This window comes from Mesorhizobium album (assembly GCF_033977205.1).
Classification (GTDB): domain Bacteria; phylum Pseudomonadota; class Alphaproteobacteria; order Rhizobiales; family Rhizobiaceae; genus Mesorhizobium; species Mesorhizobium album.
The window spans coordinates 117,884-141,014 of sequence record NZ_JAVIIW010000011.1 but is presented as its reverse complement, the minus strand read 5'-3'; the positions used below and the strand labels follow the sequence as shown (position 1 = coordinate 141,014).

Below are 23,131 nucleotides of genomic sequence, written 5' to 3'. Positions count from 1 at the left end.
GTCGCCGAACAAACCGCTTCAAACCCAGCGACCATAACGCTACGGTCCGCCCATGGCCCCTTCCGTCAGCCCGACCATCGCCGCCCGTCGCGACCAGATGTTCCCCGTCCTGACCGATGCGGACATCGAGCGCATGCGCCGCTTCGGTGACGCGCGCGCCTATGCCGCCGGCGAGCATATCGTCACGGCCGGCACGATCTCGCCAGGGCTGATCGTTATCCTGTCGGGCAAGGTCGACATCACGCAGGCCAGCGGGCTTGGCCCGCGCGAGGCGATCATCACCCATGGTCCTGGCAACTTCATCGGCGAGCTGGCGCAGCTTTCGAACCGGCCGTCGCTGGTCAATGCCGAGGCGACCGGGTCGGTCGAAGCCATTGTCATCCCCTCGCAACGCCTGCGCGACCTGATCGTGCAAGAGGCGAACCTTGGCGAGCGGATCATGCGGGCATTGATCCTGCGTCGCGTCGGCCTGCTCGAGAGCGGCATCAGCGGGCCGATCGTCATCGGCCCTCCCGGCAATGGCGACGTGCTGCGGCTGCAGGGTTTTCTTACCCGCAGCGGCCTGCCGCACCGCGCGCTCGATTCCGACACCGACCCTTGCGCCAAGACACTGATCGAGCGTTTTCATGTCGATCCGCACCATCTGCCGATCGTGCTCTGTCCCGACGGCAAGCTGCTGCACAATCCGGGCGAAAACGACCTCGCCCGCTGCGTCGGCCTACTGCGGCCGGTCGATACCAGCAAAGTCTACGACGTGGCCATTGTCGGCGCCGGACCCGCGGGGCTGGCCGCCGCGGTCTATGCCGGTTCGGAGGGGTTGTCCACGATCGTGCTCGACTGCCGCGCCTTCGGCGGCCAGGCGGGCGCGTCCTCACGAATAGAGAACTATCTCGGCTTCCCGACCGGCATCACAGGCATGGCGCTGATGGCGCGCGCCTACAACCAGGCGCAAAAGTTCGGAGTCGAGATGGTGATTCCGGACGAGGCGAAGCTTCTGGGCGCCGCCGGCGACATGTCCGGCTACCGGCTCGACGTCGGCGACGGCGAGACCGTACGCGCCCGCACGGTGGTGATCGCCAGTGGCGCGCGCTACCGCCGCCTCGACATTGCCAATCTCGCTCAATTCGAGGGAACCTCCGTGCATTACTGGGCCTCGCCGATCGAGGCGCGGCTTTGCCGGAACCAGGAGGTGGCGCTGGTCGGCGCCGGCAATTCGGCCGGCCAGGCGGCAGTCTATCTGGCGAGCCAGGTACGCAAGGTCACGCTTCTGGCGCGGCGCGACAGCCTCGACACCACCATGTCGCGCTATCTGGTCGAGCGCATCGAGGCGCAGCCCAACATCGAGGTGCTGACTGAGACCGAGATCGAGGCGCTCGACGGCCACGAAGGCAGTCTCGACCAGGTGCGCTGGCGCAACCGCGCGAGCGGCGTGGCGACGACGCGCCCCATCCGCCATCTCTTTCTGTTCATCGGCGCCGACCCGAACACCGACTGGCTGGCTAATTGCGAGGTGGCGCTCGACGCCAAGGGCTTTGTGCGCACCGGACCGGACGTGGCGCCGGGACACGGCTTGATGGAAACCAGCCGCAGCGGCGTGTTCGCCATCGGCGACGTTCGTTGCGGCTCGACCAAGCGCGTCGCCGCCGCTGTCGGCGAAGGCGCCCAGGTCGTGGCGGCGTTGCATGCTTATCTTGCGCAGAATGGCAGCCGTGCCGGTCACGCCGAATTGGCGAGGAGATCGTAATGGACGAATGCAGGCATACGGACGACATCCAAGACGTGACGCCGAGCGCGCTCGGCTGCGAGGAATGCCTGAAGAGCGGATCCTGGTGGGTGCATCTCAGGCTCTGCCGCACCTGCGGCCATGTCGGCTGCTGCGACGACTCGCCCAATCGCCACGCCACGAAGCATTTCCACGCCACCCAGCATCCAATCATCGAGGGCTACGATCCGCCCGAAGGCTGGGGCTGGTGCTATGTCGATGAGGTGTTCATCGACCTTGGCGAGCGGACAACGCCGCAGAATGGCCCGATCCCAAGATTTGTTTGAGACGCCCTGGGTTCCCGGCGCGGCGTAAAAAAAGGCCGCCCGAAGGCGGCCCCAAAGCCCGTGCTGTAACACGTGGGCAGAACTTATTGTGGACATCCAGCCGATTTCGGGTCCTTAACGCAGTCGGCTATCAGCGAGAACTTGGTGTTCAACGCCCCGCCGAGCGAGCTTGCTCCGACCATGATTGCCAGTGCGATCAGCGCCGCGATCAAGCCATACTCGATAGCCGTCGCGCCGGATTCGTCGTTCTTGAAGCGCTTGATTAGTTTGAGCATTGGACGATTCTCTCGTTGCCGTTAGTGACTTGCTCAAACTATGAAGAAACAATTTTGAAGACCTTAATCGAAACAGTTAAAATTCCGTTATTGTAGTTATATCTGAAATAGTGTTTTGATGATCGGCGGCACCACGATAGCACGCCGTAATGAAGCGATACCTAATATATAACGCTAGCGATGACCGAGCAGGATGATAGATGAGCAAATTAGGGCGGATGACCGACTTTTGCGGTTTGCTCTGCACTCGACTCTTGTCTATATCGCTCCACAAAGCCTTTTATGGCGTCTGCATTCATCCCGACGTAAACAAAACCTACTCTCACTATAATGACAACGTCATTACAAGCTACTACTCTTGAACAATGAAGCACGAATCTCCAGACGCTTCGAAGAGAAGCACGCTGAACATGCGCATCAAGCCCGAGGAGCGCGGCTTGATCGACGAAGCCGCGCGGACGCTCGGCAAGACCCGAACGGATTTCATCCTCGACGCTGCCCGGCGTATGGCTGAGGACACGCTGCTCGAGCGCACGCTTATCAAGGTTTCGCCGGAAGCCTATGCCGAATTCCTTGCTCTGCTCGATGTGCCGGCCAAGTCGAACGAGCGACTGTCCAAGCTGATGAACGCGCCACTGCCATGGGAAACCAAGTGACGCTCCAGGCGCCGGTACCGCTGGATCGTGGCCACGACCTTTCGTCTTTTTCATCCGGCGTTCCGGCGTCGGATGACTGGGTCAAACGCCGAGCACTCCCCAACCAGGACAGTGGCGCGACACGCACCTTCGTCACTTGCAAGGACGACAAGGTTGTCGCCTACTACGCGCTCGCTTCGGGCGGCGTCATTGCCAGCCATGTGCCGGGGCGGTTTCGGCGCAATATGCCCGATCCGGCTCCGGGAGCAATTCTTGCTCGTCTCGCAATCGACACTTCCTGTCAGCGACAAGGAATCGGCAGGGCGCTCGTCCAGGATGCAGCACGCAGGGTGATGAATGCTGCAGGCTCGCTCGGCATCCGCGGCATCCTGGTCCACGCCATCTCGGATGAAGCGCGAAGCTACTACACGGCGCTTGGGTTCGACCCCTCGCCCCTCGATCCCATGACGCTGGTGATCTCTCTCGCCGATCTGCGTGAGGCAATCAGACCAAAGGAACAATCCACCGGCAAAAGTGGATGAAGCGGGCAGAGGCCAACGGCCAGCCTTCTATTTCACCGAGCTGGTGACGGTCCGGTCGATGGCGCCGGGATCGCGGTCGTTGCCGGCGAGGAAGCCTATGATGAGAAGGCTGAGAAGGATCGGCACAAACAGCACGGCAACACGGGCCTGGACGTAGAGTATGGCGCGCCATTCGTTGCGCTTTTCGGGGCTGTCGCTCATCGTGCTCACTTCTGTCATGCCCCCGAGGCGGGACATAGTAGCGAACGGTTAAACAACTCCTTCCGATTCCGTTAATGCGCGGAATTCGGGGCTGCATGCGGGCGGTCAGCCGGCTTTCAGGGCAAACAGCCTGCCGCCGGCCGGCACGACATCATCGATGCCGGCAAGCCGCAGGCAGTGCCAGGCCATGGCGTGGTTCGAGGAGGTGACGGGAATGCCGATGCGCCGTTCCAGCTCAGCCACCGCCTCGGCGACGCGCAGGCTGGTGCAGGAGATGAAGATCGCGTCCACGCCCGGCGCCGCCGCCATGCGCTCGGCTGCAGCCTCGATCGAGGCAAGCGAGATGCGGGCCGCTTCGCGGTCGTCGCGCCGGTCGAAAGTGGCGACGGCGGCGATGTCGAGCCCGCGTCCGGTGAAGTAGCGGACCAGGCCCTGGTTGATCTCGGGCGCGTAAGGCGTGAGCAGCCCGATGCCCTTGGCGCCGAGCGCCTTGAAGGCGGCAAGCGCGCCCGTCACCGGCGTGGTGCAGGCGACGCCCGGCCGTGCCTTCCTGATCTCGGCGAACACGGCCTCCTCGCCGAGCGTCATGGTCGCCGAGGTGCAACCGAAGCCGACGACGTCGAGCGGAATGCTGGGCAGGATGAGGTCGACGGTCGGCGCGATCCGCGGGCCGATGGCGCGCAGCGTTTCCGGCGTGATGTCGTTGTCGTTGAAGAGGCGGGCCTCGTAGAAGGCGACGCCCGGAATTCGGATCAGCGCGCGGAATTCGTGCTCCAGCGTCTGGTCGGTAGCGAGAATCGCAAGCCCGATCGCCGCGCGCGCGGCAAGGCCGCCGTCGAGCTCGGACGGCAAGATGCCCAGATCGACTGGCCTGGGATCGACCGGTCCCGAAGATTGAAGGCGGGTAGCAGCTGCGCTGACAGACATGGCATTCCCTTTCTCGGTCGGATCCGGTCCGGGACCCGCGCGTTCAGTTCAAAAGTCCATCCATGGAAATTGCCGGCCGGCAGCCGGCGATGAGGTCGGCGGTGATGCGGGCCGAGCCATGCGACATGGTCCAGCCGATATGGCCATGCCCGGTGTTGAGATAGAGGTTGCCAAGGCGGCGCCGTCCGAATTCGGGCAGATTGTTCGGGGTCATCGGCCTCAAGCCCGCCCACATCTCGGCGCGGTCATAGTCGGCGCCTTCCGGATAAAGCTCTTGCGTCACGCCCTTCATGAAGGCGAAATCGGCCGGCTTGTGGCTGGTGTCGTAGCCGGCGAATTCCGCCGTGGCGGTGACGCGGATGCGGTCGCCGAAACGCGAGATGGCAACCAGATTGTGCTCGTCCACCGAAGCGATGGTCGGCGGATGCGGCCGGTTGCCGACGGGAATGGTCAGCGAATAGCCCTTGATCGGGTAAATCGGCAGGCTGATGCCGATCGTTTTTGCCATCAGCGGGCTGTAGGAGCCGAGCGCCAGAACATAGGCATCGCCCTTCACGCTCCCCTTGTCGGTCCGCACCTGGGTCACGCCGTCGCCCGAGGTCTCGATGCCGGTGATGGTCGTACCGGTGCGGATTTCGCCGCCGCGTTCGGCGACCTTGGCCGCGAGCGCCCGGGTGAATTTCGCCGGATCGCCGGTCTCGTCGGTCGGGCAATAGATGCCGCCGGCGATCTTGTCCCTGGCGGAGGCCAGCGAAGGATCGAGCGCGATGACGCCGTCGCGGTCGAGCACCCTGATCTCCTGCCCGTCGGATTCGAGCAGCTTCATGTGCTCGACGCCTTTGTCGAGCGCCTGCTGGCTGCGGTGGAAATAGAGGATGCCGCGATCGTTGCGGTCGTAGTCTATCTGCTCGTCGGCGATGACCTCATGCAGGACCGATTGCGAATAGGCGGCAAGGCGGTGCTTGAGCAGCGTGTTGCGCCTGGCCTTGTCAGCCGTGCATTCCATCAGGAACAGCCAGGACCAGCTGTAGAGCCTGGGATCGGCCGACAGCCTGAAGCGCAGCGCCTGGTCCTTCAGCACCAACGACTTCAGCAGGATCATCGGCGCCTTGGGCGACGACCAGACGAAGGAATGGCCTGGCGCGATCATGCCGGCATTGCCCCAGCTGGTCTCGGCGGCGACTTGCGGCTGGCGCTCGAGGATGACGACCTCGTGCCCGTCCTTCTGCAGCTGATAGGCAGTGGTGACGCCGACAACGCCGCCACCCAACACGATCACGCGCATGACGCCTCCGGAGATCGCAAGCCGGCACACTGTAAAGTGTAATCGGAAATTGCAAAGCCCGGACTTATGGGCCAGTCAGCCCTGTAAAGCCTGCTCCAGATCGGCGATCAGGTCATCGCCGTCCTCGATACCGGCCGACAGCCGCACCAGCGAATCGGAGATGCCGATAGCCCCGCGCTTTTCGAACGGGATTGAGCCATGCGTCATCAGCGCCGGATGCTCGATCAGGCTTTCGACGCCGCCGAGGCTTTCGGCCAGCGTGAAGAGCTGCGTGCGTTCGAGGAAGCGCTTGGTGCCGGCAAGATCGCGGTCGAGATCGACCGAGATCATGCCGCCAAAGGCATGCATCTGGCGTTTTGCGATCTCGTGCTGCGGGTGGCTGGCAAGCCCGGGGTAGATCACGCGGCGGACGTCCTTCCTGCCTTCGAGCCACTGGGCGATCTTCAGGCCATTGGCGGAATGGCGCTCCATCCTCAGCGCCAGGGTCTTGATGCCGCGCAACGCCAAGAAACTGTCGAATGGGCCGGAAATGCCGCCGATGGCGTTCTGCAGGAATTTCAGCCGGTCGGCGAGATCCTTGTCGTCGCCGACCACCGCCACGCCGCCCACCATATCGGAATGGCCGTTCAAGTATTTCGTCGTCGAATGCACGACGATATCGATGCCGAGCTCCAGCGGCCGCTGGATGTAGGGGCTGGCGAAAGTGTTGTCGGCGACCGTGATCAGGCCCTTGCGCTTGGCCAGCGAAGCGACCGCTTCAAGATCGACGATGCGCAGCAGCGGATTGGTCGGCGTTTCGACCCAAAGCAGTTTTGTTTCCGGCCGGATCGCGGCTTCGACGGCGGCGAGGTCCGTGAAGTCGGCGAAGCTCACCTGCAGGCCGGCCGAGCGCTTGCGCACCCGCTCCATCAGCCGGAAGGTGCCGCCGTAAATGTCGTCGGTGGCCACCACATGGGCGCCGGCATCGAGCAGCTCCAGCACGGTCGAGATCGAGGCAAGGCCCGAGGCGAAAGCGAAGGCCTTCGTGCCGCTTTCGAGATCGGCGACGGCGCGCTCGAAGGCAAAGCGCGTCGGGTTCTGGCTGCGGGCATATTCAAAACCCTTGTGCACGCCGGGCGACTGCTGGCCATAGGTCGAGGTGGCGTAGATCGGCACCATCACCGCGCCGGTGGTCGGATCGTGGCTCTGGCCGCCATGGATGGTGCGGGTGGAGAAGGCCAGGCGGTTCCTGCCGGATGTGGTCATTTTGCGCGGCGCCTCAGATGGTTGATCAGGTCGATACGGGTTATCAGGCCGATGAACTCGTCGCCGTCGAAGACGATGGCGACCTCGTTGCGGTCGAAGACGGGAAGCAGCGCGTCGAGCGTCTGGCTGGCCTGCAGCGTGTGCAAGGTCGAAGTCATGGCCGTGAGCACCGGGGCATTGAAGCGGTCCCAGCGGCCGTCATAGGGGCCGTCGACCTTGGCCAGGATATCGCTCTCGTCGACGATGCCGACCAGCCTGCCGTTATCCAGCACCGGGAGCTGCGAGACATCGGAGCGGCGCATGCGACCATAGGCATTGAGCAGACTTTCGTCAGGGCCGACCCAGACCGTGTCGCCGGTGCGGTAGGTGCGCATAACGAGATCGCGCAGGTCGCCATGCTGCTCGCGCTCGGCAAGGCCCTGCTCGGCCAGCCAGAAATCGTCGAACACCTTCGACAGGTATTTGTTACCGCTGTCGCAGACGAGGGTGACAACGCGCTTGGGTGAGGTCTGCTCGCGGCAGTAGCGCAGCGCCGCCGACAAAAGCGTGCCGGAGGATGAGCCGGCGAGGATGCCTTCCTTGGACAGCAGATCGCGCACCGCCAGCATGCTTTGCTTGTCGGTGATGGAATAGGCCTTTTTGACCAGCGAGAGATCGGCATTGGGCGGGACGAAATCCTCGCCGATGCCTTCGACGGTCCAGCTGCCGGCCTCTTCCATCTTGCCGGTCTTGATCAGCGGCGCCAGCACCGAGCCGACCGGATCGGCAAGCACCATCTCGGTCTTTGGCGAGGCTTTCGCGAAGAAGCGGCCGACACCTGTAAGGGTGCCGCCGGAACCGACGCCGACCACCACCGCATCGACGTCGCCATTGAGCTGGGTGAAAATTTCCGGGCCTGTGGTGGTTTCATGCGCCAGCGGGTTAGCCGGGTTGGCGAACTGGTTGGCATAGAAAGCGCCGGGCAGCTCGGCGGCGATCTTTTCCGCCATGTCCTGATAATATTCGGGATGGCCCTTGCCGACGTCGGAGCGGGTCATGCGCACCTCGGCGCCTAAAGCGCGCAGATGCTGGATCTTTTCGCGCGACATCTTGTCGGGCACGACGAGGATGATGCGATAGCCCTTGGGAATGCCGACTTGGGCGAGGCCGAGGCCGGTGTTGCCAGCGGTGGCCTCGACGATGGTGCCGCCGGGCTTCAGCTGGCCCGCCTTCTCGGCCGCCGCGATCATCGACAGCGCGATGCGGTCCTTGATCGAGCCGCCGGGGTTCTGGCTTTCGAGCTTGATGAACAGCCGGCACTTGCCGGTGTCGAATTTGGTGAGCTCAACGATCGGCGTCTGGCCGATCAGGTCGAGCACCGAGGCGTAAGGCGGCCGTAGCCGTGACAAATTGCTTTCCGCGCCGTCCGGCGCCGCTTTCCTGTGCACGCTCATCTCGGGGCCCTCCATGGAAGCAAGCTCGACGCGGGTGACCAGTTACAATCTCGCGCATGATGCCGGCCGGAATCCATTCCGGCTTCACGCATCACACAGGAGCGTCTTTTCCAGCCCTTTTGGCTTGGAAAGAAGATAGATCGTGCCAATCCGGCGGCGAGTGGGGGAATGGAATTTCGCGAAGGGCCTGACGAGAAGGGTGGTTGGGGATCGACTATCTATGTCGCGTTCCTTCACACCCCCCTGTCCCGCCGAACCTCAGAAATTTCGGTGCCCAAGTCCGGCCCTCACTCAACCGCCGCCTGGTCTTCTCGTTCCTCCCTGGGAGCCGACCCACCAGCACAGAGGCCAACCGCCGCGATGATTCAACGAACCATGTCGTTCGTTGCCGCGGCCGATTCCCACATGCTAGCCGAACGCTGCGCGGGGCCAATGCAAGGAGTAGCCGATGAAGATTCTTGCCTATGACAATTTCAAGCCCGGCGTCACGCTCGACGACCTCAGGCCCTATCTGCGCGACGAGGTCTCGAATGTCTGGCGGCTTTGGAAGGCAGGCATCGTGCGCGAGAATTATGCGCGCGCCGACGTCGGCGGCGTCATCATCGTCTTCGAGCTCGACAGCGTCGAGGAGGCCAGGCGCTACACTGACGATTTCCCGCTGTCCAAGGCCGGGCTGCTGGAATGGCATTTCATCGCCTTCGACGCGCCGCTGCCGCTCGAATTCCTGTTCGACCCGACCGTCGACATCGCCAAGCCCTGGGATCGGACGGCGGCATGATCCACTCAAATGAAGGCATCGAGATCCCGACCAGCCTGGCCGAATGGTGCGATCCGCGCCGCATGGCGCTGGTCGTCTACGACATGCAGGTCGGCATCTGCCGCCAGGTCGCAGGCGCGGCGACGATCATCGAACGCACAGTCACCGTGCTCGAAGCAGCCCGCTCGGCCGGCATGCGGGTGGCGTTCACGCGCCATCTGTCGCTGCCGAAGAAATGGATGGGCGCCACGCAGTTGCGCACCGCCATGGCGTGGCAGCGGCAGGGCGACCCTGCTGCGGTAGAGCCCTGGTTTCTGCGCGACGCCGAAGCGACGCGGATCGTAGCCGAGCTCGCACCGCGCCCGGACGAGGCTGTGTTCGACAAGCTGACCATGTCGGCCTTCGATTCCACTTCGCTCGGCCTTGCGTTGCGCGATTGCGGCGTGCGGGCTGTGGCGCTTGCCGGCATCGCCATGGAGATAGGCATCGAGCCGACGGTGCGGCAGGCGACCGATAACGGCTTTGCGGCCGTAGTGATCGAGGACGCCTGCGGCTTCGGCAACCAGGAAGCGCGCGACCGCTCGATGGCGACGCTTCGCTTCCTCGGCGAAGCGGTCGTCACCGATGTCGCGGGCTTTTGCGGCGCGCTCGCCGATGCGGCTTGATGCTCGGCTAGAGCATGTCTCCCGAAAGTGGGAACCGGTTTCGGGACAAAGACATGCGTAAAATCAAAGACCTAAAACGCACGAGCGAATCTGAAAGATCGCGACGCGCTTTAGGCAGCTGCGTCGATATCGGTGCGGAAGCGCACGCCTTCGGCGCGGCCATGCACGCTGCCCCAATCGTAGAGCGCCTGGAGCGCCGTGGCGAGATCGCGTCCGCGCCCGGTCAGGGCGTAGCGCCCCTTGCCGTCGGGCGATGTCTCGAGCGTCACGAAGCCGATCTCGACGAGATCGGCGAGGCGCTGCGTCAGCATCTTGTCGGAGAGCGAGGGGATCAGCCGGCGCAGTTCCGAATAGCGCATCGGCTTTTCCTTTATGCGCGCCAGGATCACGGTCTTCCACTTGCCGCCGAGTGCGTCGAGAGCGAACTCGACCGGACAGCCATACAGTCTACCGCGTTGTGTCATGCGCCAAATCCTAGGCAAGGGCCGAGCGTGGCGAAAGCAGAAATTACCCGGCCATGTGGCGAGGCGACGGCATGCTTTGCCCGGCATAGACTTCACAGAGGAGGAGCCATCATGAGTTTGCGGGACCCGAACCCAGTCAATGCGCGCAAGCCGAAACGCGTGGCGATCGTCATCGCCAATCCGGCCGTCTCGACCACGACCGGATGGCCGGTCGGCTTCTGGTGGAGCGAGCTTACCCATCCCTGGTTCGCCTTCACCGAACGCGGCTATCAAGTCGAGATCTTTTCGCCCGACGGCGGCAAGTGCGAGGCCGATGCGCTGAGCGACCCGCGCGATCCGTCAGGCTATTCCGAAACCGACCTCATCTCGCTCGGCTTCATTTCGAGCCCGAAACTCTCGGTCCTGATCGACAACACGCGGCCGGTTTCGGAGATCGACGTCGAGCGCTTCGACGCGATCGTCGTCGCCGGCGGCCAGTCGCCGATGTTCACCTATGAGCGCGCGACCGGTCTGCAGCAGACATTCGTCGCTTTCCATGAGGCCGGCAAGGTGGCGGCTGCGCTCTGTCATGGCACCGCCATCCTGCGCTATGCCAGGCGCGCCGACGGAACGCTGCTTGCGGCCGGCAAGACCGTCACGGGTTTTGCCAACATCGAGGAGGACTTTGCCGACAACGCCACCTGGGAAATGGGCGCGCTCGAACGCGGCAAGCATCTGATGCCGTGGCGGATCGAAGACGAGCTCAAGGCGATCGGCGCCAACTATGTCCAGGCAGGCCTATGGCGCGGCTTTGCCGTGCGAGACGGCAATCTCATCACCGGCCAGCAGAACTTTTCCGGAGCCGAAACCGCGCGGGCCGTCTGCGAGGCGCTTGGCGGCTGAAGGTCAACCTGGAGCCTAAAGCGCGTCGCGATCTTTCAGATTCGCTCCATGCGCTTTAGGTCTTTGATTTTACGCATGTCTTTATCCCGAAACCGGTTCCCACTTCGGGAGACATGCTTTTAGCCCAGCAACTGCTTGCTGAGCCTGGCGCATTGGACCCGGATATCGGGAATGGCGTCGATCTCGAAGAAGGTGCCGCGCGTCAGCGGGCCGACGGCGAGGAGCTTTGACGACACCGTGCCGTCGGCCGCGATCAGCTCGCATCTGGCGGTGACATCGAGACCGAGGCGAAGCGGGTCGGGACGCGCCAGGCCGCGCTCGACAAGCGAGCGCACGAGCCCGTTCGACGTCTTCGAGATGTCGCGGGCAATGCCCATGCAGTCATAGATGCGGGCGACTTCGAGCGCCTCCAGCGCCTGCGTGCCGCGCTGCTGGATTTTTACGGCAAAACCATCGTTCTCCTCGATGTCCACAACCCGGCCGGCGACGAGGCGGATGCGGCCTGAGTCGACCGCTTCGGTGACGCGCTCATAGACCTCCGGCGCCATGCGGTGGCGATGGATGTCCCACCAGGCCTTGGTGTGCTCGACAAAGCGGCGCTTGGCCGAGGACGGCCAGTTCTGCCAGATCTTCTGGTTGAAGGGCCGCAGACCGTCGACGACATCGCGCCAGTCGCCGCCGGCCTTCTGGTTCTCGCGGATCAGGTTGCGAAACCAGCCAACGAAATAGGAGAGCTGGGTGCCGAGCGGAATGTCGGCGACGTCGAGCTTGATCGGGTTGCCCTTGCGGTGCGGCGAGGGCAGCAGGCCGCGCCGCGACACGGCAACGATCTCGCCGCGATGGCCGCGTTGCTGCAGCGACAGGAAAGCGTCGACCATGCTGAGGCCCGTGCCGAGCACCAGCACCGAAGCTTGCGGCTCGAGCGCGGTGTCGGCATCCGAGCCCATGCGGATGGCGCGACCCTGGAAGGCGCCCGGCTGCTCGTCATGGCCGGTGGCCAAAACGGCAAGATGGCCGACGACGCTGGTGCCGTTGGCCAAGGCCACCTCGACGCCTGCCGAGGTCGGCGAGATCGACAGGCTCTCCTCGCGAATCAGGCGCAGCCTTCCGGTGTCGCGCTCCCGTTCCTCGAGATCGTCGAGCAATTCCTTCAGATAGCGGGCATAGAGGCTGCGCGGCGCGTAGAACGGTCCCTGGTCCGGTTTGGCGAGACCGCGCTCCAGCACCCAGCGCGCGAAATTGCTTGGGTCGTCGGCATAGGCGCTCATGCCGGAGGCGTTGACATTGAGCACATGGGCGGAAAGCAGCGTCGAATAGGCCATGCCCTGGCCGAAATGCGGCCGCTTCTCGATCAGCGTGACGCGCAGATCCGGATTGGACGATTTGAGCAGATGCGCGGCCATCACGACGCCGCTGGCGCCGCCGCCGACAATGATGATCGAGTTGCCGCGTCCAATCATGGTGAGATTCAGGAGCTGTCGAGGAGCCGCGATCGGGCCTAGGCGGCCAACGCCGGCCGCGACGAAGCAGCCGATGGCGTGGCCGTCAGGCCGGCGCCACGAACGACTGGCGGTATGCAATTCAGATGGTCGCGCATCGTTCTCTCTCCCTAATGTCGATAAGGTTACTATACTTAACCAGTCGCACACGGAATCCCGTTTCAATTCCGCCGCTATCTGGGGCACAGATTTATCCGGGAAAGGTGACACGCGGATTTTCGTTCGCAGCGGCCTCTCCGTCCCTGACCCCCAGCGCATCGATCGGCTTCGTCATCCCAGGGCGAAGCGACGCGAAGCGGAGCGCAGACCCTGGGATCCATGCCGTTACTTTGGCCGAGGAATGCGGCGGAGCAGTATCTGTCGCGTGCAGCATATTAAGTCCTGCGCCGTGGCGGCGCCCGCATGTCACGGCATGATCCTGGGGTCTGCGCGCGTTCGCTCCTTGCTCCGCCCTAGAATGATGGGTGGACGGCCCCTTGCGGCATCGAATGTGCCAAGCTGGTCGTGATGACGACAGAAGGGACGGCTCAGCCAATCTCCGAGAGGCTCCGGCCACCAAGCACCCGCGACCATCCTTTTGCGCCCGTTCCGTCGATATCTGGCGACACTTTTCCAACAAAACCTGCGTTGTTGGAAGGATTTAACTCTACAAACCCGATAGAATTAACAGACGATAGAAAGGCAATCCGGTTTTCTCCTTTGAACGGAGCCTTTCATGTCGACCATTTCGCGACGCATTCTGCTTCTGTCGTCGGCGGCCCTTGGGGGTGCTGCCCTGCTCGGCCCGGCCGCGGCTGAAGACCTCAAGATCACCATCGGCTACCAGACGGTGGTCGAGCCTTCGAAAGTGCCGCAGGCCGACGGCGCCTATGAAAAAGCGACCAAAGCCGCGATCGACTGGCGCAAGTTCGATTCCGGCGCCGATGTGATCGCGGCGGTCGCCTCCGGCTCGGTTGATATCGGCTATGTCGGCTCGAGCCCGCTGGCCGCGGCCGCCAGCCGCGAGCTGCCGATCCAGACCATCTTCGTGGTCGGGCTAATCGGTCCGTCCGAGGCGCTGGTCGCCCGCAACGGCGCCGGCATCGAGAAAATCGCCGATCTCGCCGGCAAGAAGGTGGCCGTGCCGTTCGTATCGACCACGCATTACAGCCTGCTTGCGGCGCTGAAGCATGAAGGCGTCGATCCGAAGTCGGTCGAGATCCTCAACCTCAGGCCGCCGGAAATCGCCGCCGCCTTCGCGCGCGGCGACATCGACGCAGCCTATGTCTGGGATCCGGCGCTCGGCCAGATCAAGACCTCCGGCAAGGTGGTGCTCGATTCCGCGCAAGTGGCAGCCTGGGGTGCACCGACATTCGACGCCTGGATCGTCCGCACCGACTTCGCCGACAAGCACCCGGAAGCCGTGCGCGACTTCGTCAAGGTGACCGGCGAGGCCTATGCCCAATACCTGGCCAAGCCCGAGACCTGGTCGGTGTCCTCGCCGGAGGCCGGCAAGATCGCCAAGCTCACCGGCGCCAAGCTGGAAGAGGTGCCGGAGCTGCTCAAGGGCTATGTCTTCCCGACGCTGGACCAGCAGGCCTCGGACAAGTTCCTCGGCGGCGCCACGGTCAAGGCGATCGCGGCAACGTCCGCCTTCCTCAAGGAGCAAGGCAAGATCGACGCGGTGCTGCCCGATTACTCGAAATACGTGACATCGAAATATGCCAGCGAGGCGCTCGCCTCGAACTGATGCACTCAGCGTTCGCGCGGCCCTTCTTCCCTGGCCGCGCGCTTGCCTGTCCCGGACCGCTTACGAGGAGCGGCATCGGGGCAGGCACCCGATCTTTGGTTTGGCGCAATTCCGGACGGAAGGCTGCGGCGAAGTCGCCGAGCCCAACCGCTTCACACTTTTCCTGGAATTGCTTTGGCAGCGGAGGCTTGAGCCCAATGCCGCATCTGACGCTCGACAAGATCACCGTCCACTATGACGGCCAGCCAGCGCCAGCGGTCGAACATGTGTCGCTCGATATCGGTAAGGGTGACTTCGTCGTGCTTGTCGGCCGCTCCGGCTGCGGCAAGACCTCGCTGCTCAACGTCGCCGCCGGACTGGTCGAGCCCGCGCGCGGCCAGGCCACGGTCGGCGACCGGCCGATCACCGCGCCCGGACCAGACCGCGCCGTCGTCTTCCAGAACGATGCTCTGTTTCCCTGGCTGACCGCGCGGGAAAACGTCGCTTTCGCGCTCAGGCTGCGTGGCGTGAGCGCCGACAAGCGAGCGCGGCGCGCCGACGAATTGCTGTCGCTGGTCAAGCTCGACGGCGCCGGCGACAAGCGCATCTGGGAGCTCTCCGGCGGCATGCGGCAACGCGTCGGCCTGGCGCGGGCGCTTGCCGCGGAGCCGAACTTCCTGCTGCTCGACGAGCCGCTTGGCGCGCTCGACGCGCTGACGCGCGAGCGCATGCAGACGACCCTGCTCGACCTCTGGGCCGCAAGCCGCGCCGGCGTGCTGATGGTGACGCATGGCATTGAGGAGGCGCTGGTGCTTGCCACCAGGATCGTGGTGCTGGCGCCTGGACCAGGGCATGTGGTGCGGACCTTCGAGACGCATTTCGGCCGGCGCTATGCCACCGGCGAGCCGATCCGCGCGATCAAGGGGGATCCGGCTTTTGCCGCAGCCCGCGCAGACCTGACCGAGGCGATCTTTGAAGGAGAGGCGGCATGAGCGTCGGCGCCTATACCGAGCGTCCGGGGGCAAAAGCCGGCGAGACCGACGGGTTCTCCGTGCCGTGGTCGCGGCCGCGGCGCAAGCGTTCCGGCATTTCGGCGCGGCTGATCAGCGCCCTCACCATCCTCATCCTGTTGACCGCCTGGACGGTGTCGGCCCAGTTGCAGCTGGTGTCGCCGGTCTTCCTTCCCTCGCCCGCCGCCGTCTGGGCAAAGTTCGTCGTGGTCGCCCGCGACGGTTTCGTCGATGCGACGCTGCTCCAGCACATTGCCGCGAGTCTTTGGCGCGTGTTTGCGGCGCTGGTCGTGGCGATCGTCATCGGCGTTCCGGTCGGGCTCGCCATCGGCATCAGCAGGATCGGGCGCGGCGTGTTCGATCCGCTGCTCGAATTCCTGCGCCCCATCCCGCCGCTCGCCTACCTGCCGCTGATCGTCATCTGGTTCGGTATCGGCGAGCCGTCGAAGATCCTGGTGATCGCGATCGCCATGCTGGCGCCGGTGGCGCTGTCGACCGCCGCCGGCGTGCGCGGCGTCTCGCGCGAGCGCATCGACGCGGCGCGTTCGCTGGGTGCTGCGCGCGGGCAGGTCGTGCGCCATGTCGTGCTGCCCAGCGCGCTGCCCTCGATCCTCACCGGCCTGCGCATCGCGCTCGGCGCCGGCTGGTCGACGCTTGTCGCGGCCGAGCTGGTGGCGGCGACGCGCGGGCTTGGCTTCATGATCCAGTCGGCGGCGCAGTTCCTGGTCACCGATGTCGTGGTGATGGGCATCCTGGTGATCGCGACGATCGCGTTTGCGCTGGAATTCGTCATCCGCAGGGTCGAACGCGCGCTGGTGCCCTGGGCGGGGCGGGAATGATCTGAGCCAAGGAGAATGACGATGACCCATTCCACCGCAGTGCTTTTCGCCCATCTCGGCCACTGGCTTCTGCGCCTTCCTGATGAGGACAGACAAACACGGGAAGACGCGCCCAGATCGCCGGCGCCGGTCCAGCTCAACGCAGAGCGCGGCCGCCTGCCGCCACGCGACGAGAGTTTCTACTGGGCCTGGCAGTACTGGTCGCAGTGATCGGCCTCGATACACCTGTCCTTTCCCCAACCAATAACGAGGAGATACCTATGAGCAATTTGGCCGCCGCCGATCAGGTCATTCCGCCTGCCGATGTCATTCCGCTGACCGCCCGTGTGGGCGCCGAAATCAGGGGCATCCGCCTTGGCGGAAGCCTGTCGGACGCCACTATCGCGGCGATCAATCAGCTTCTTTTGAAGCACAAGGTAGTCTTCTTCCGTGGCCAGGACCATCTCGACGATTCTGAGCACGAACTGTTTGCGCGGCGCCTGGGCAATCTCGTGCCCCATCCGACGCAAGGGCCGGCGGCAGGCACCGCTTCGATCCTCAATCTGGATTCCAGCCGCGGCGGCGGCCGCGCGGACCAGTGGCATACGGACGTGACCTTCGTGGACGCCTATCCGAAATTCTCCGTGCTTCGCGGCGTCGTCATCCCTGCGGCCGGAGGCGATACCATCTGGTCCAACACCCATGCCGCCTATGAAAGCCTGCCGGCACCGCTCAAGTTGTTGGCGGACAATCTCTGGGCCATTCACAGCAATGCCTACGACTACGCCGCCGTCCGGCCCCGCGCCACCGCCGAGGAAAGAAAGCATTTCGAGGAGGTTTTTACCTCGACCGTCTACGAAACCGAGCATCCTGTCGTGCGCGTGCATCCGGAAACCGGGGAGCGTTCGCTGCTGCTCGGCAACTTCGTCCAGCGCTTTGTCGGCCTGTCAAAGAGCGACTCCGCAAAGCTCTACGAGCTGTTCCAGAGCTACGTGACCACGCCCGAGAACACCGTGCGGTGGCGGTGGCAGGCCGGCGACGTCGCGATCTGGGACAATCGGGCCACCCAGCATTATGCGGTGAACGACTATGGCGACCAGCACCGGATCGTTCGTCGCGCCACTGTCGACGGCGATGTGCCGGTCAGTGTCGACGGACGCCGCAGCGTGACCCACGTCAAGACGGCCAAGCCGGCGGCAAAGGCTGCCTGAAGGCAGGCGGAGCAGCACCCCCCTTCTCCCCCGTGGCAGAAGGGGCTTCCCTCCCTCAGATGCGCGAGCGGTTTGCCCAGCGGAGGCCGATCAGGCCGACCAGAATGGTGATGAGCCCGATATAGAGCCACTCCCTCTGGCCGGTCATGAAGCTGCCCGGGACCAGCCCGAGGCCCTGCAGCGACCACAGCACGCCGATCGCCAGCACGATCAGCGCCAGCAAAATCCTGATCAATCGCATCAGCGAAATCCCCCCGGAAAGTCGATCTTCAACCGGAACGCACGCGCAATAAAAGATCAAAAGGACGCGAAGCAATCGCTCCCTCTTCTACTTGCATAGTGACGGCCGATCCTACTCAACACTTCCCGCAAATCGGCTCAGTCTTCACAAAGAATACGCCGGTGCATGCCGGAAATGTCATGACAAACTGTTTCGCGGCGACTCCAAACGTGTGCCACTGCCATGGAACCGCCAGACGGTCGCCGCATTTCCCGCCTCATTCAGCACCTACGGCGGGTTGTCTATAAACGGAGCCCACCCCTAAAAGATGAAGAAAACCAACCGCGCCGCGCTTGTCGCGGCAACGATCGCGGCTGGCCTGATGGCTGGCGCCTCTTCCGCCTCCTCAGCCGCCGCGCAATGCGGTCGCGCTTCCTGGTACGCGCTACATTCGCGAACCGCTTCCGGCGAGCGCATGAACCCCGCCGCACTGACCGCCGCCCACCGCAGCTTGCCATTCGGCACCAAGCTCAGGGTCACCAACAAGGACAACGGCCGCAGCGTCGTCGTGCGCATCAACGATCGCGGACCGTTCGTCAGGGGCCGTCTGCTCGACCTTTCCCGCGGCGCCGCTACCCAGCTCGGCTTCATCGGCTCGGGCCACACCGCGGTCTGCATGGCGCGCGTCTAGGTTCGGGATCATGGTCTGAGTGTCCGGCAAGAGGGAGCCGGACACATTTCCTACATATTGCGGCGGCGCACATTGAGCCGGCTCCGCCGCGGGGCGCCGGTTATCAACAGTTTGGACCAAAGCAGCATTCGTCACGCCAGTTGACCTATTGCGTCGCAACAATATCTTGTTAACCTCACTGCGAGACATTCAAGGCTCGGCGCTGCTCGTCGTCCCTTCGGTCGTCAGGCAGCAGCGAGGTTCTTGATGTTCTACCAGCTCTACGAATTGAACCATGCGGCGCTACAGCCCGCCCGTCTCTATGCCGACGCGGTGCGGTTCTTCTATTCAAACCCGCTCAATCCGGTTTCGCACACACCGCTCGGCCGCTCGGTCGCGGCAGCCGCTGAACTGTTCGAGCGCACGACGCGCCGCTACGGCAAGCCGCAATTCGGCCTGACCAAGACGGTGGTCGACTGGAAGAGCGTCGACGTTACCGAACGAACCGTCTGGTCGAAGCCGTTCTGCAACCTCATCCGCTTCGAGCGTTCACTGCCTTCTGATCGCAAGCCCGATCCGAAGCTTCTGATCGTGGCACCGATGTCGGGCCACTATGCGACGCTGCTGCGCGGCACGGTCGAGGCGATGCTTCCCCACGCCGACGTGCATATCACCGACTGGGTCGATGCCCGCATGGTGTCGCTGGCGCAGGGCAGCTTCGATCTCGACGACTATATCGACTATGTCATCGACATGTTCCATGCGCTGGGTCCCGATACCCATGTCATGGCGGTCTGCCAGCCTTCGGTGCCGGTGCTGGCGGCGGTGGCGCTGATGGAAAAGCGCGGCGACCCCTTCGTGCCGTCGACCATGACGCTGATGGGCGGCCCGATCGACACGCGCCGCAACCCGACCGCGGTCAATCTTCTGGCCGAGGAAAAGGGCATCGGCTGGTTCCGCGACAACGTCATCATGCAGGCGCCCTGGCCGGTGCCCGGCTTCGGCCGTGAGGTCTATCCGGGCTTCCTGCAGCTTTCGGGCTTCATGAGCATGAACCTCGACCGCCACATCATCGCCCACAAGGACTTCTTCATGCACCTTGTGAAAAATGACGGCGACAGCGCCGAGAAGCACCGCGACTTCTACGACGAATATCTGGCGGTAATGGACCTGACGGCCGAGTTCTACCTGCAGACCGTCGACACCGTGTTCGTGCGGCACGCCTTGCCGAAGGGCGAGATGACCCATCGCGGCGAGGCCATCGATCCAGGCGTCATCCGCAATGTCGCCCTGCTCACCGTCGAGGGCGAGAACGACGACATTTCCGGCCTTGGCCAGACCCAGGCCGCGCACGACCTTTGCGTCAATATCCCGGCCGACAGGCAGGTCCACTACGTGCAGCCGGCCGTCGGCCATTACGGCGTCTTCAACGGCTCGCGCTTCCGGTCGGAGATCGTGCCGCGCATCGTCGACTTCATCGCCAGCTATGGCCGTTCGACTCGGGTAACCGCGAAGCCGAAGCTGGTCCGCTCCGCCAAGGGCTGAGCGAAGAGCGGGCGCATGCTTGCCCGGCACGTACCCCGCGGCTGGGATTCATGCCCTTGCCATCAAAAGCTGAGCCGTTCCGGGCGGCTTTAAGCGCCCCTGTTGCGCGAGTGCCGCTGTCAGGATCGCGCGGGTAACCATCCCGTCAAACTAGTCCTTGTCTCTAATTGACACGCACTGTGAATCCCCTTTAACGTTTCGTTAAGAAACGAGGGTGGACCCCGGGGGACAATGACTTCCTCATCGATGGCGCGGACGCTGCGTTTGTGTGCAGTCGCAGGGCTGGCGATTTCGGCTCATTGGGCGGTGCCGGCATGGGCGGCGGGCGCCATGGTCACGGGCGGCCTCACGTCGCAACCGATCGGGCACTATGATTTCTGCAAGACGCATCCCGGCGAATGCAACATCCGCCCGACTGATCTCGCGCCGGCCAGTATGACCGATGGGCTCTGGCGCAGGCTGGTCAGCGTCACCGCCAAGGTTAATGCCGCCGTCAAGCCGATGAGCGACCTCGACAATTACGGCAAGGACGAGGTCTGGACCTATCCCGACAACGGCTTTGGCGATTGCGAGGACTATGTGCTGGAGAAGCGGCGCGAGCTCTACCGCATGGGCATGTCGCTTGCCGATCTCCTGATCACCGTGGTGCGCAAGCCCGACGGCGAAGGCCATTCGGTGCTGACGGTGCGCACCGACAAGGGTGACTACATCCTCGACAATTTGACCGACAGGGTCAAAGCCTGGGACACGACCGGCTATCGCTATTTGAAGCGGCAGGCGACCGACAACACCGGCCGCTGGGTCTCGATCCGCGACGACCAGGCGGTGCTGGTCGGCTCGGTGCAGTAGGCGCGACGTCTCGGCTCACACTGCTTCGTCATCCCAGGGCGAAGCAAGGAGCGCAGCGACGCGGCGCAGACCCTGGGATCCATGCCGTAACTTTCGAGCGTCTCGACGGCGCAGAATTTGCTCCGTTACACCCTTCGGCGAAGGTCACGGCATGGATCCTCGGGTCAAAGCCCGAGGATGACGAAAAGAGGCTTCGCCTTCTCGAAACCTTCAACGTTGGTTGCCTCATCCGGGCAACTATCCGCGCAGCGCAGCCCGAACCGAAGCGGTAATCTTTCTCAGTTGCGCCTCGTCGAGCTTCTCGATGCTCTCGGCCAGAAGATTGGCCAGCTCGGTCGCGGCGGGCGACAGGCCCGATGTGTCGATCCTGACCCTGGGATGCGAGGCTTCGGCGAGGCGGGCGAGGTCCTCGGCGTCGTCCCAGATGATGTTGAAATAGCCGATGATCTTCTGGATCAGCGTCCAGGTCGGCGCGCCGCGGCGGCCATGCTCGAGCGCCGAGAGATAGGCGGCGCTGACGCCGATGGCCTGCGCCATCGCCTTCTGGCTGACGCCGCGCTCGGCCCGCAGCGCCCTGAGCTTCTCGCCGAACGGGGTCATGCCGGCTTGCTCATCAACGCGTGCGCCTCAGCCGGACATAGAGCGCGCCCGAGCCGCCATGGTTGCGGGCGGCATGGTCGTGGCTGGAGACCAGGTGCCGGAAGGCCGGCGTCGACAGCCAGTGCGGCACGGAGCGCCGCAGGATGCCGTCGCCACCCGAGGACGAGCCCTTGCCGGTGATGACCAGCACATAGCGGATGCCGCCGGCATGCGCGCGATGCAGAAAAGTGAGCAGCAGCGAATAGGCCTCGTCCTGCGTCATGCCGTGCAGGTCGACGCGACCCTCGATCGGCAGGCGGCCCTTGGCGAGCTTGTGCAGCGTTTGGTCGTCCAGCGCGTGCGAGACATGCTGCGGCTTCGGCTTGGCGGCGGCGGTAGGAACGCCGTTGGCCGGCGCGGGCGCCGGTGCCGGCTTCGGCTCGACGATGTCGGGTATCTCGATCGCCGTCTTGCCTTTCAGCGGCCGCGTCGTGCGCGCCACCAGGTTCCAGAGGATGCGGTCGTCCTCGCTGAGCTCGTCGGCGCGTCGCGTCATCGGCGCACCCCATTGACCAGCCCGAGCGGGACCAGCGCGTAGAAGTGGGCGGCGTTGCGCACCACACCGGCGATTTCGCCCGCGGCATCCCCAGAGCCGGCGAAAAGGTCGCCGCGCGCCGGGCCGTTGATGGCCGAGCCGGTGTCCTGCGCGATCATCAGCCGCCGGAACGGTTTTTGGTCGAAGGCGGTCAGCGTCGGCGCATCGATGTAAAAGGGCGTGCCGAACGTATGCAGCAGCCGGTCGACGGCGACGGAGCGACCGGGCGTCAGCGGCACCTTGGCGGCGGCGATCGGGCCGAGCGCGGCATCCTCGACCGGCGCCTCGCGGAAGAAGATGTAGGAGCGGTTCCGCCACAGGATCTCGTCGACGCGGTCGGGATGCGCCTTGAACCAGGCGCGGATCGACTGCATCGTCACTTTCGCAAGCGGGATTTCGCCGAGCTCGCTCAAGATCTTGCCCGGACCGGTAAAGCGCTGGCCGGATTTGGCGGCATAAGTGACGCGGCAGAGCCTGCCGTCCGTCATCGTCAGCCGCGCCGCGCCCTGCACATGGATGAAGAAGGCATCGACCTTGTCGGCGAGCCAGGCGATTTCGAGGTTTTGGTCGGAGAGCGCGCCGCGCTCGATCTCTGCGCGATCGAAGTATTCGACGGGACCTGCCGGCGTCTCGCGCGCGAAGGCAAGATAGGGGTCCATGCCGGCTGGACGGCTATTGTCATCGATGTCGATTAGGTCGGCCGGACGGGAAAGCAGCGGTACCGTGAACCGCTCGGTCCTGACCGGGGAGGCCTCGACCTCCGGTTCATAGAAGCCGGTGACGAGACCGGCGCCGCCACTGTCCGCCGCCACCAGCATAGGCACGAAATGGCGCTCGAAGAAGGATCGCGCCTCGGACCTGTCCGCCGGCGAAGCCGACCGCGCCTCGGCATAGGCCTCGGCAAAGGCATCGAACGCGACGCCGAGCGAACCGGTGCGATAGGGCTTGGCCGGCACGTGGAAGGCGGAGCGGCGGAACGCCGCAAAGGCGGCCAGATGGTCGTCCTCGCCCCAGCCGGGCAGGCCGTCAAAGGATGTTTGGCTGAATGCGGAAGATAGCGACATGAC

General features: G+C 64.3%; 27 protein-coding genes. 15 read left to right on the top strand and 12 right to left on the bottom strand.

Translation table 11 applies throughout. The features are described 5' to 3' along the window. The first annotated feature begins 52 nt into the window (after positions 1-52). Entirely contained in the window at positions 53-1,744 is a 1,692-nt protein-coding gene (locus RFN28_RS12110; RefSeq protein ID WP_320287572.1) for an FAD-dependent oxidoreductase, read from the top strand. Then, positions 1,744-2,049, top strand: a complete 306-nt coding sequence (locus RFN28_RS12105; protein WP_320287571.1) for a UBP-type zinc finger domain-containing protein — start codon at positions 1,744-1,746, stop codon at positions 2,047-2,049. The genes RFN28_RS12110 and RFN28_RS12105 overlap by 1 nt, the downstream gene beginning before the upstream one ends. Positions 2,050-2,132: 83 nt before the next feature. Here RFN28_RS12105 and RFN28_RS12100 read toward each other — a convergent pair whose 3' ends face one another. Continuing rightward, the gene (locus tag RFN28_RS12100) at positions 2,133-2,324 is read right to left on the bottom strand and encodes a Flp family type IVb pilin (RefSeq protein ID WP_320287570.1); all 192 of its coding nucleotides are present in this window, start codon (positions 2,322-2,324) and stop codon (positions 2,133-2,135) included. 410 nt (positions 2,325-2,734) lie between these two features. On the opposite strand from RFN28_RS12100, the gene RFN28_RS12095 reads away from it, so the two are divergent. Both RFN28_RS12095 and RFN28_RS12090 read left to right on the top strand, forming a co-directional pair. Beyond that, complete coding sequence (locus RFN28_RS12095) at positions 2,735-2,980, top strand: type II toxin-antitoxin system TacA family antitoxin (protein ID WP_245464839.1); 246 nt, start codon at positions 2,735-2,737, stop codon at positions 2,978-2,980. After that, positions 2,977-3,501: a GNAT family N-acetyltransferase gene (locus RFN28_RS12090; RefSeq protein WP_320287569.1), complete on the top strand. Its 525-nt coding sequence runs from the start codon at positions 2,977-2,979 to the stop codon at positions 3,499-3,501. Before RFN28_RS12095 ends, RFN28_RS12090 begins: the two co-directional genes overlap by 4 nt. A gap of 27 nt (positions 3,502-3,528) precedes the next feature. On the opposite strand, the gene RFN28_RS12085 is transcribed toward RFN28_RS12090, so the two are convergent. The 5 genes from RFN28_RS12085 to RFN28_RS12065 form a co-directional block, all read right to left on the bottom strand. Then, positions 3,529-3,702: a hypothetical protein gene (locus RFN28_RS12085; RefSeq protein ID WP_320287568.1), complete on the bottom strand. Its 174-nt coding sequence runs from the start codon at positions 3,700-3,702 to the stop codon at positions 3,529-3,531. 105 nt (positions 3,703-3,807) lie between these two features. Next, on the bottom strand, positions 3,808-4,629 hold the full coding sequence (locus RFN28_RS12080; RefSeq protein ID WP_320287567.1) for a maleate cis-trans isomerase family protein: 822 nt from the start codon (positions 4,627-4,629) through the stop codon (positions 3,808-3,810). Positions 4,630-4,672: 43 nt separating this feature from the next. Beyond that, the gene (locus RFN28_RS12075; RefSeq protein ID WP_320287566.1) at positions 4,673-5,914 is read right to left on the bottom strand and encodes a D-amino acid dehydrogenase; all 1,242 of its coding nucleotides are present in this window, start codon (positions 5,912-5,914) and stop codon (positions 4,673-4,675) included. A 75-nt stretch (positions 5,915-5,989) separates the two neighbouring features. Then, entirely contained in the window at positions 5,990-7,159 is a 1,170-nt protein-coding gene (locus RFN28_RS12070) for a cystathionine gamma-synthase (protein WP_320287565.1), read from the bottom strand. Then, on the bottom strand, positions 7,156-8,592 hold the full coding sequence (locus RFN28_RS12065; protein WP_320287564.1) for a pyridoxal-phosphate dependent enzyme: 1,437 nt from the start codon (positions 8,590-8,592) through the stop codon (positions 7,156-7,158). The genes RFN28_RS12070 and RFN28_RS12065 overlap by 4 nt, the downstream gene beginning before the upstream one ends. Before the next feature lie 448 nt (positions 8,593-9,040). Here RFN28_RS12065 and RFN28_RS12060 point away from each other — a divergent pair, with 448 nt between their 5' ends. Both RFN28_RS12060 and RFN28_RS12055 read left to right on the top strand, forming a co-directional pair. Beyond that, positions 9,041-9,370 (top strand): hypothetical protein, encoded by a 330-nt coding sequence (locus RFN28_RS12060; RefSeq protein ID WP_126097001.1) that lies wholly within the window; start codon positions 9,041-9,043, stop codon positions 9,368-9,370. Then, positions 9,367-10,014 (top strand): cysteine hydrolase family protein, encoded by a 648-nt coding sequence (locus RFN28_RS12055; RefSeq protein WP_320287563.1) that lies wholly within the window; start codon positions 9,367-9,369, stop codon positions 10,012-10,014. Before RFN28_RS12060 ends, RFN28_RS12055 begins: the two co-directional genes overlap by 4 nt. Before the next feature lie 110 nt (positions 10,015-10,124). On the opposite strand, the gene RFN28_RS12050 is transcribed toward RFN28_RS12055, so the two are convergent. Beyond that, positions 10,125-10,478, bottom strand: coding sequence for a winged helix-turn-helix transcriptional regulator (locus tag RFN28_RS12050; RefSeq protein WP_320287562.1), 354 nt, complete (start codon positions 10,476-10,478; stop codon positions 10,125-10,127). A gap of 111 nt (positions 10,479-10,589) precedes the next feature. On the opposite strand from RFN28_RS12050, the gene RFN28_RS12045 reads away from it, so the two are divergent. Further along, entirely contained in the window at positions 10,590-11,360 is a 771-nt protein-coding gene (locus RFN28_RS12045; protein WP_320287561.1) for a type 1 glutamine amidotransferase domain-containing protein, read from the top strand. A 119-nt stretch (positions 11,361-11,479) separates the two neighbouring features. On the opposite strand, the gene RFN28_RS12040 is transcribed toward RFN28_RS12045, so the two are convergent. Beyond that, a complete protein-coding gene (locus tag RFN28_RS12040; RefSeq protein WP_320287560.1) occupies positions 11,480-12,820 on the bottom strand; it encodes an FAD/NAD(P)-binding protein in 1,341 nt (446 codons plus the stop codon). Between the two features lie 754 nt (positions 12,821-13,574). Between RFN28_RS12040 and tauA the strand changes: the two genes are divergently transcribed. The 5 genes from tauA (at position 13,575) to RFN28_RS12015 (ending at position 17,606) form a co-directional block, all read left to right on the top strand. After that, the gene (tauA, locus tag RFN28_RS12035) at positions 13,575-14,588 is read left to right on the top strand and encodes a taurine ABC transporter substrate-binding protein (RefSeq protein ID WP_320287559.1); all 1,014 of its coding nucleotides are present in this window, start codon (positions 13,575-13,577) and stop codon (positions 14,586-14,588) included. 197 nt (positions 14,589-14,785) lie between these two features. Continuing rightward, positions 14,786-15,559, top strand: coding sequence for a taurine ABC transporter ATP-binding protein (locus tag RFN28_RS12030; RefSeq protein ID WP_320287558.1), 774 nt, complete (start codon positions 14,786-14,788; stop codon positions 15,557-15,559). After that, on the top strand, positions 15,556-16,416 hold the full coding sequence (locus tag RFN28_RS12025) for an ABC transporter permease subunit (RefSeq protein ID WP_320287557.1): 861 nt from the start codon (positions 15,556-15,558) through the stop codon (positions 16,414-16,416). The genes RFN28_RS12030 and RFN28_RS12025 overlap by 4 nt, the downstream gene beginning before the upstream one ends. Before the next feature lie 21 nt (positions 16,417-16,437). Beyond that, positions 16,438-16,626, top strand: coding sequence for a hypothetical protein (locus RFN28_RS12020; protein ID WP_320287556.1), 189 nt, complete (start codon positions 16,438-16,440; stop codon positions 16,624-16,626). Between the two features lie 50 nt (positions 16,627-16,676). Further along, positions 16,677-17,606, top strand: a complete 930-nt coding sequence (locus tag RFN28_RS12015) for a TauD/TfdA dioxygenase family protein (protein WP_320287595.1) — start codon at positions 16,677-16,679, stop codon at positions 17,604-17,606. A gap of 55 nt (positions 17,607-17,661) precedes the next feature. On the opposite strand, the gene RFN28_RS12010 is transcribed toward RFN28_RS12015, so the two are convergent. Further along, positions 17,662-17,847 (bottom strand): hypothetical protein, encoded by a 186-nt coding sequence (locus RFN28_RS12010; RefSeq protein WP_320287555.1) that lies wholly within the window; start codon positions 17,845-17,847, stop codon positions 17,662-17,664. Positions 17,848-18,154: 307 nt separating this feature from the next. Here RFN28_RS12010 and RFN28_RS12005 point away from each other — a divergent pair, with 307 nt between their 5' ends. From RFN28_RS12005 to RFN28_RS11995, 3 genes are all read left to right on the top strand, one after another. Continuing rightward, a complete protein-coding gene (locus tag RFN28_RS12005; protein WP_320287554.1) occupies positions 18,155-18,517 on the top strand; it encodes a septal ring lytic transglycosylase RlpA family protein in 363 nt (120 codons plus the stop codon). Positions 18,518-18,763: 246 nt separating this feature from the next. Next, positions 18,764-20,041 carry a polyhydroxyalkanoate depolymerase gene (locus tag RFN28_RS12000; protein ID WP_320287553.1) on the top strand — a complete coding sequence of 426 codons (1,278 nt, stop codon included), beginning with the start codon at positions 18,764-18,766 and terminating at the stop codon, positions 20,039-20,041. A gap of 231 nt (positions 20,042-20,272) precedes the next feature. After that, positions 20,273-20,890 (top strand): transglutaminase-like cysteine peptidase, encoded by a 618-nt coding sequence (locus tag RFN28_RS11995; RefSeq protein ID WP_320287552.1) that lies wholly within the window; start codon positions 20,273-20,275, stop codon positions 20,888-20,890. Positions 20,891-21,127: 237 nt separating this feature from the next. On the opposite strand, the gene RFN28_RS11990 is transcribed toward RFN28_RS11995, so the two are convergent. Genes RFN28_RS11990 through mltA form a run of 3 tightly spaced genes read right to left on the bottom strand, consistent with a single transcriptional unit; the run spans position 21,128 to position 23,128 of the window. Beyond that, positions 21,128-21,490: a helix-turn-helix domain-containing protein gene (locus tag RFN28_RS11990; RefSeq protein ID WP_320287551.1), complete on the bottom strand. Its 363-nt coding sequence runs from the start codon at positions 21,488-21,490 to the stop codon at positions 21,128-21,130. A gap of 13 nt (positions 21,491-21,503) precedes the next feature. Further along, positions 21,504-22,025 (bottom strand): Smr/MutS family protein, encoded by a 522-nt coding sequence (locus RFN28_RS11985; RefSeq protein WP_320287550.1) that lies wholly within the window; start codon positions 22,023-22,025, stop codon positions 21,504-21,506. Next, positions 22,022-23,128, bottom strand: coding sequence for a murein transglycosylase A (gene mltA, locus RFN28_RS11980; protein WP_320287549.1), 1,107 nt, complete (start codon positions 23,126-23,128; stop codon positions 22,022-22,024). Before mltA ends, RFN28_RS11985 begins: the two co-directional genes overlap by 4 nt. Between the last annotated feature and the right edge of the window lie 3 nt (positions 23,129-23,131).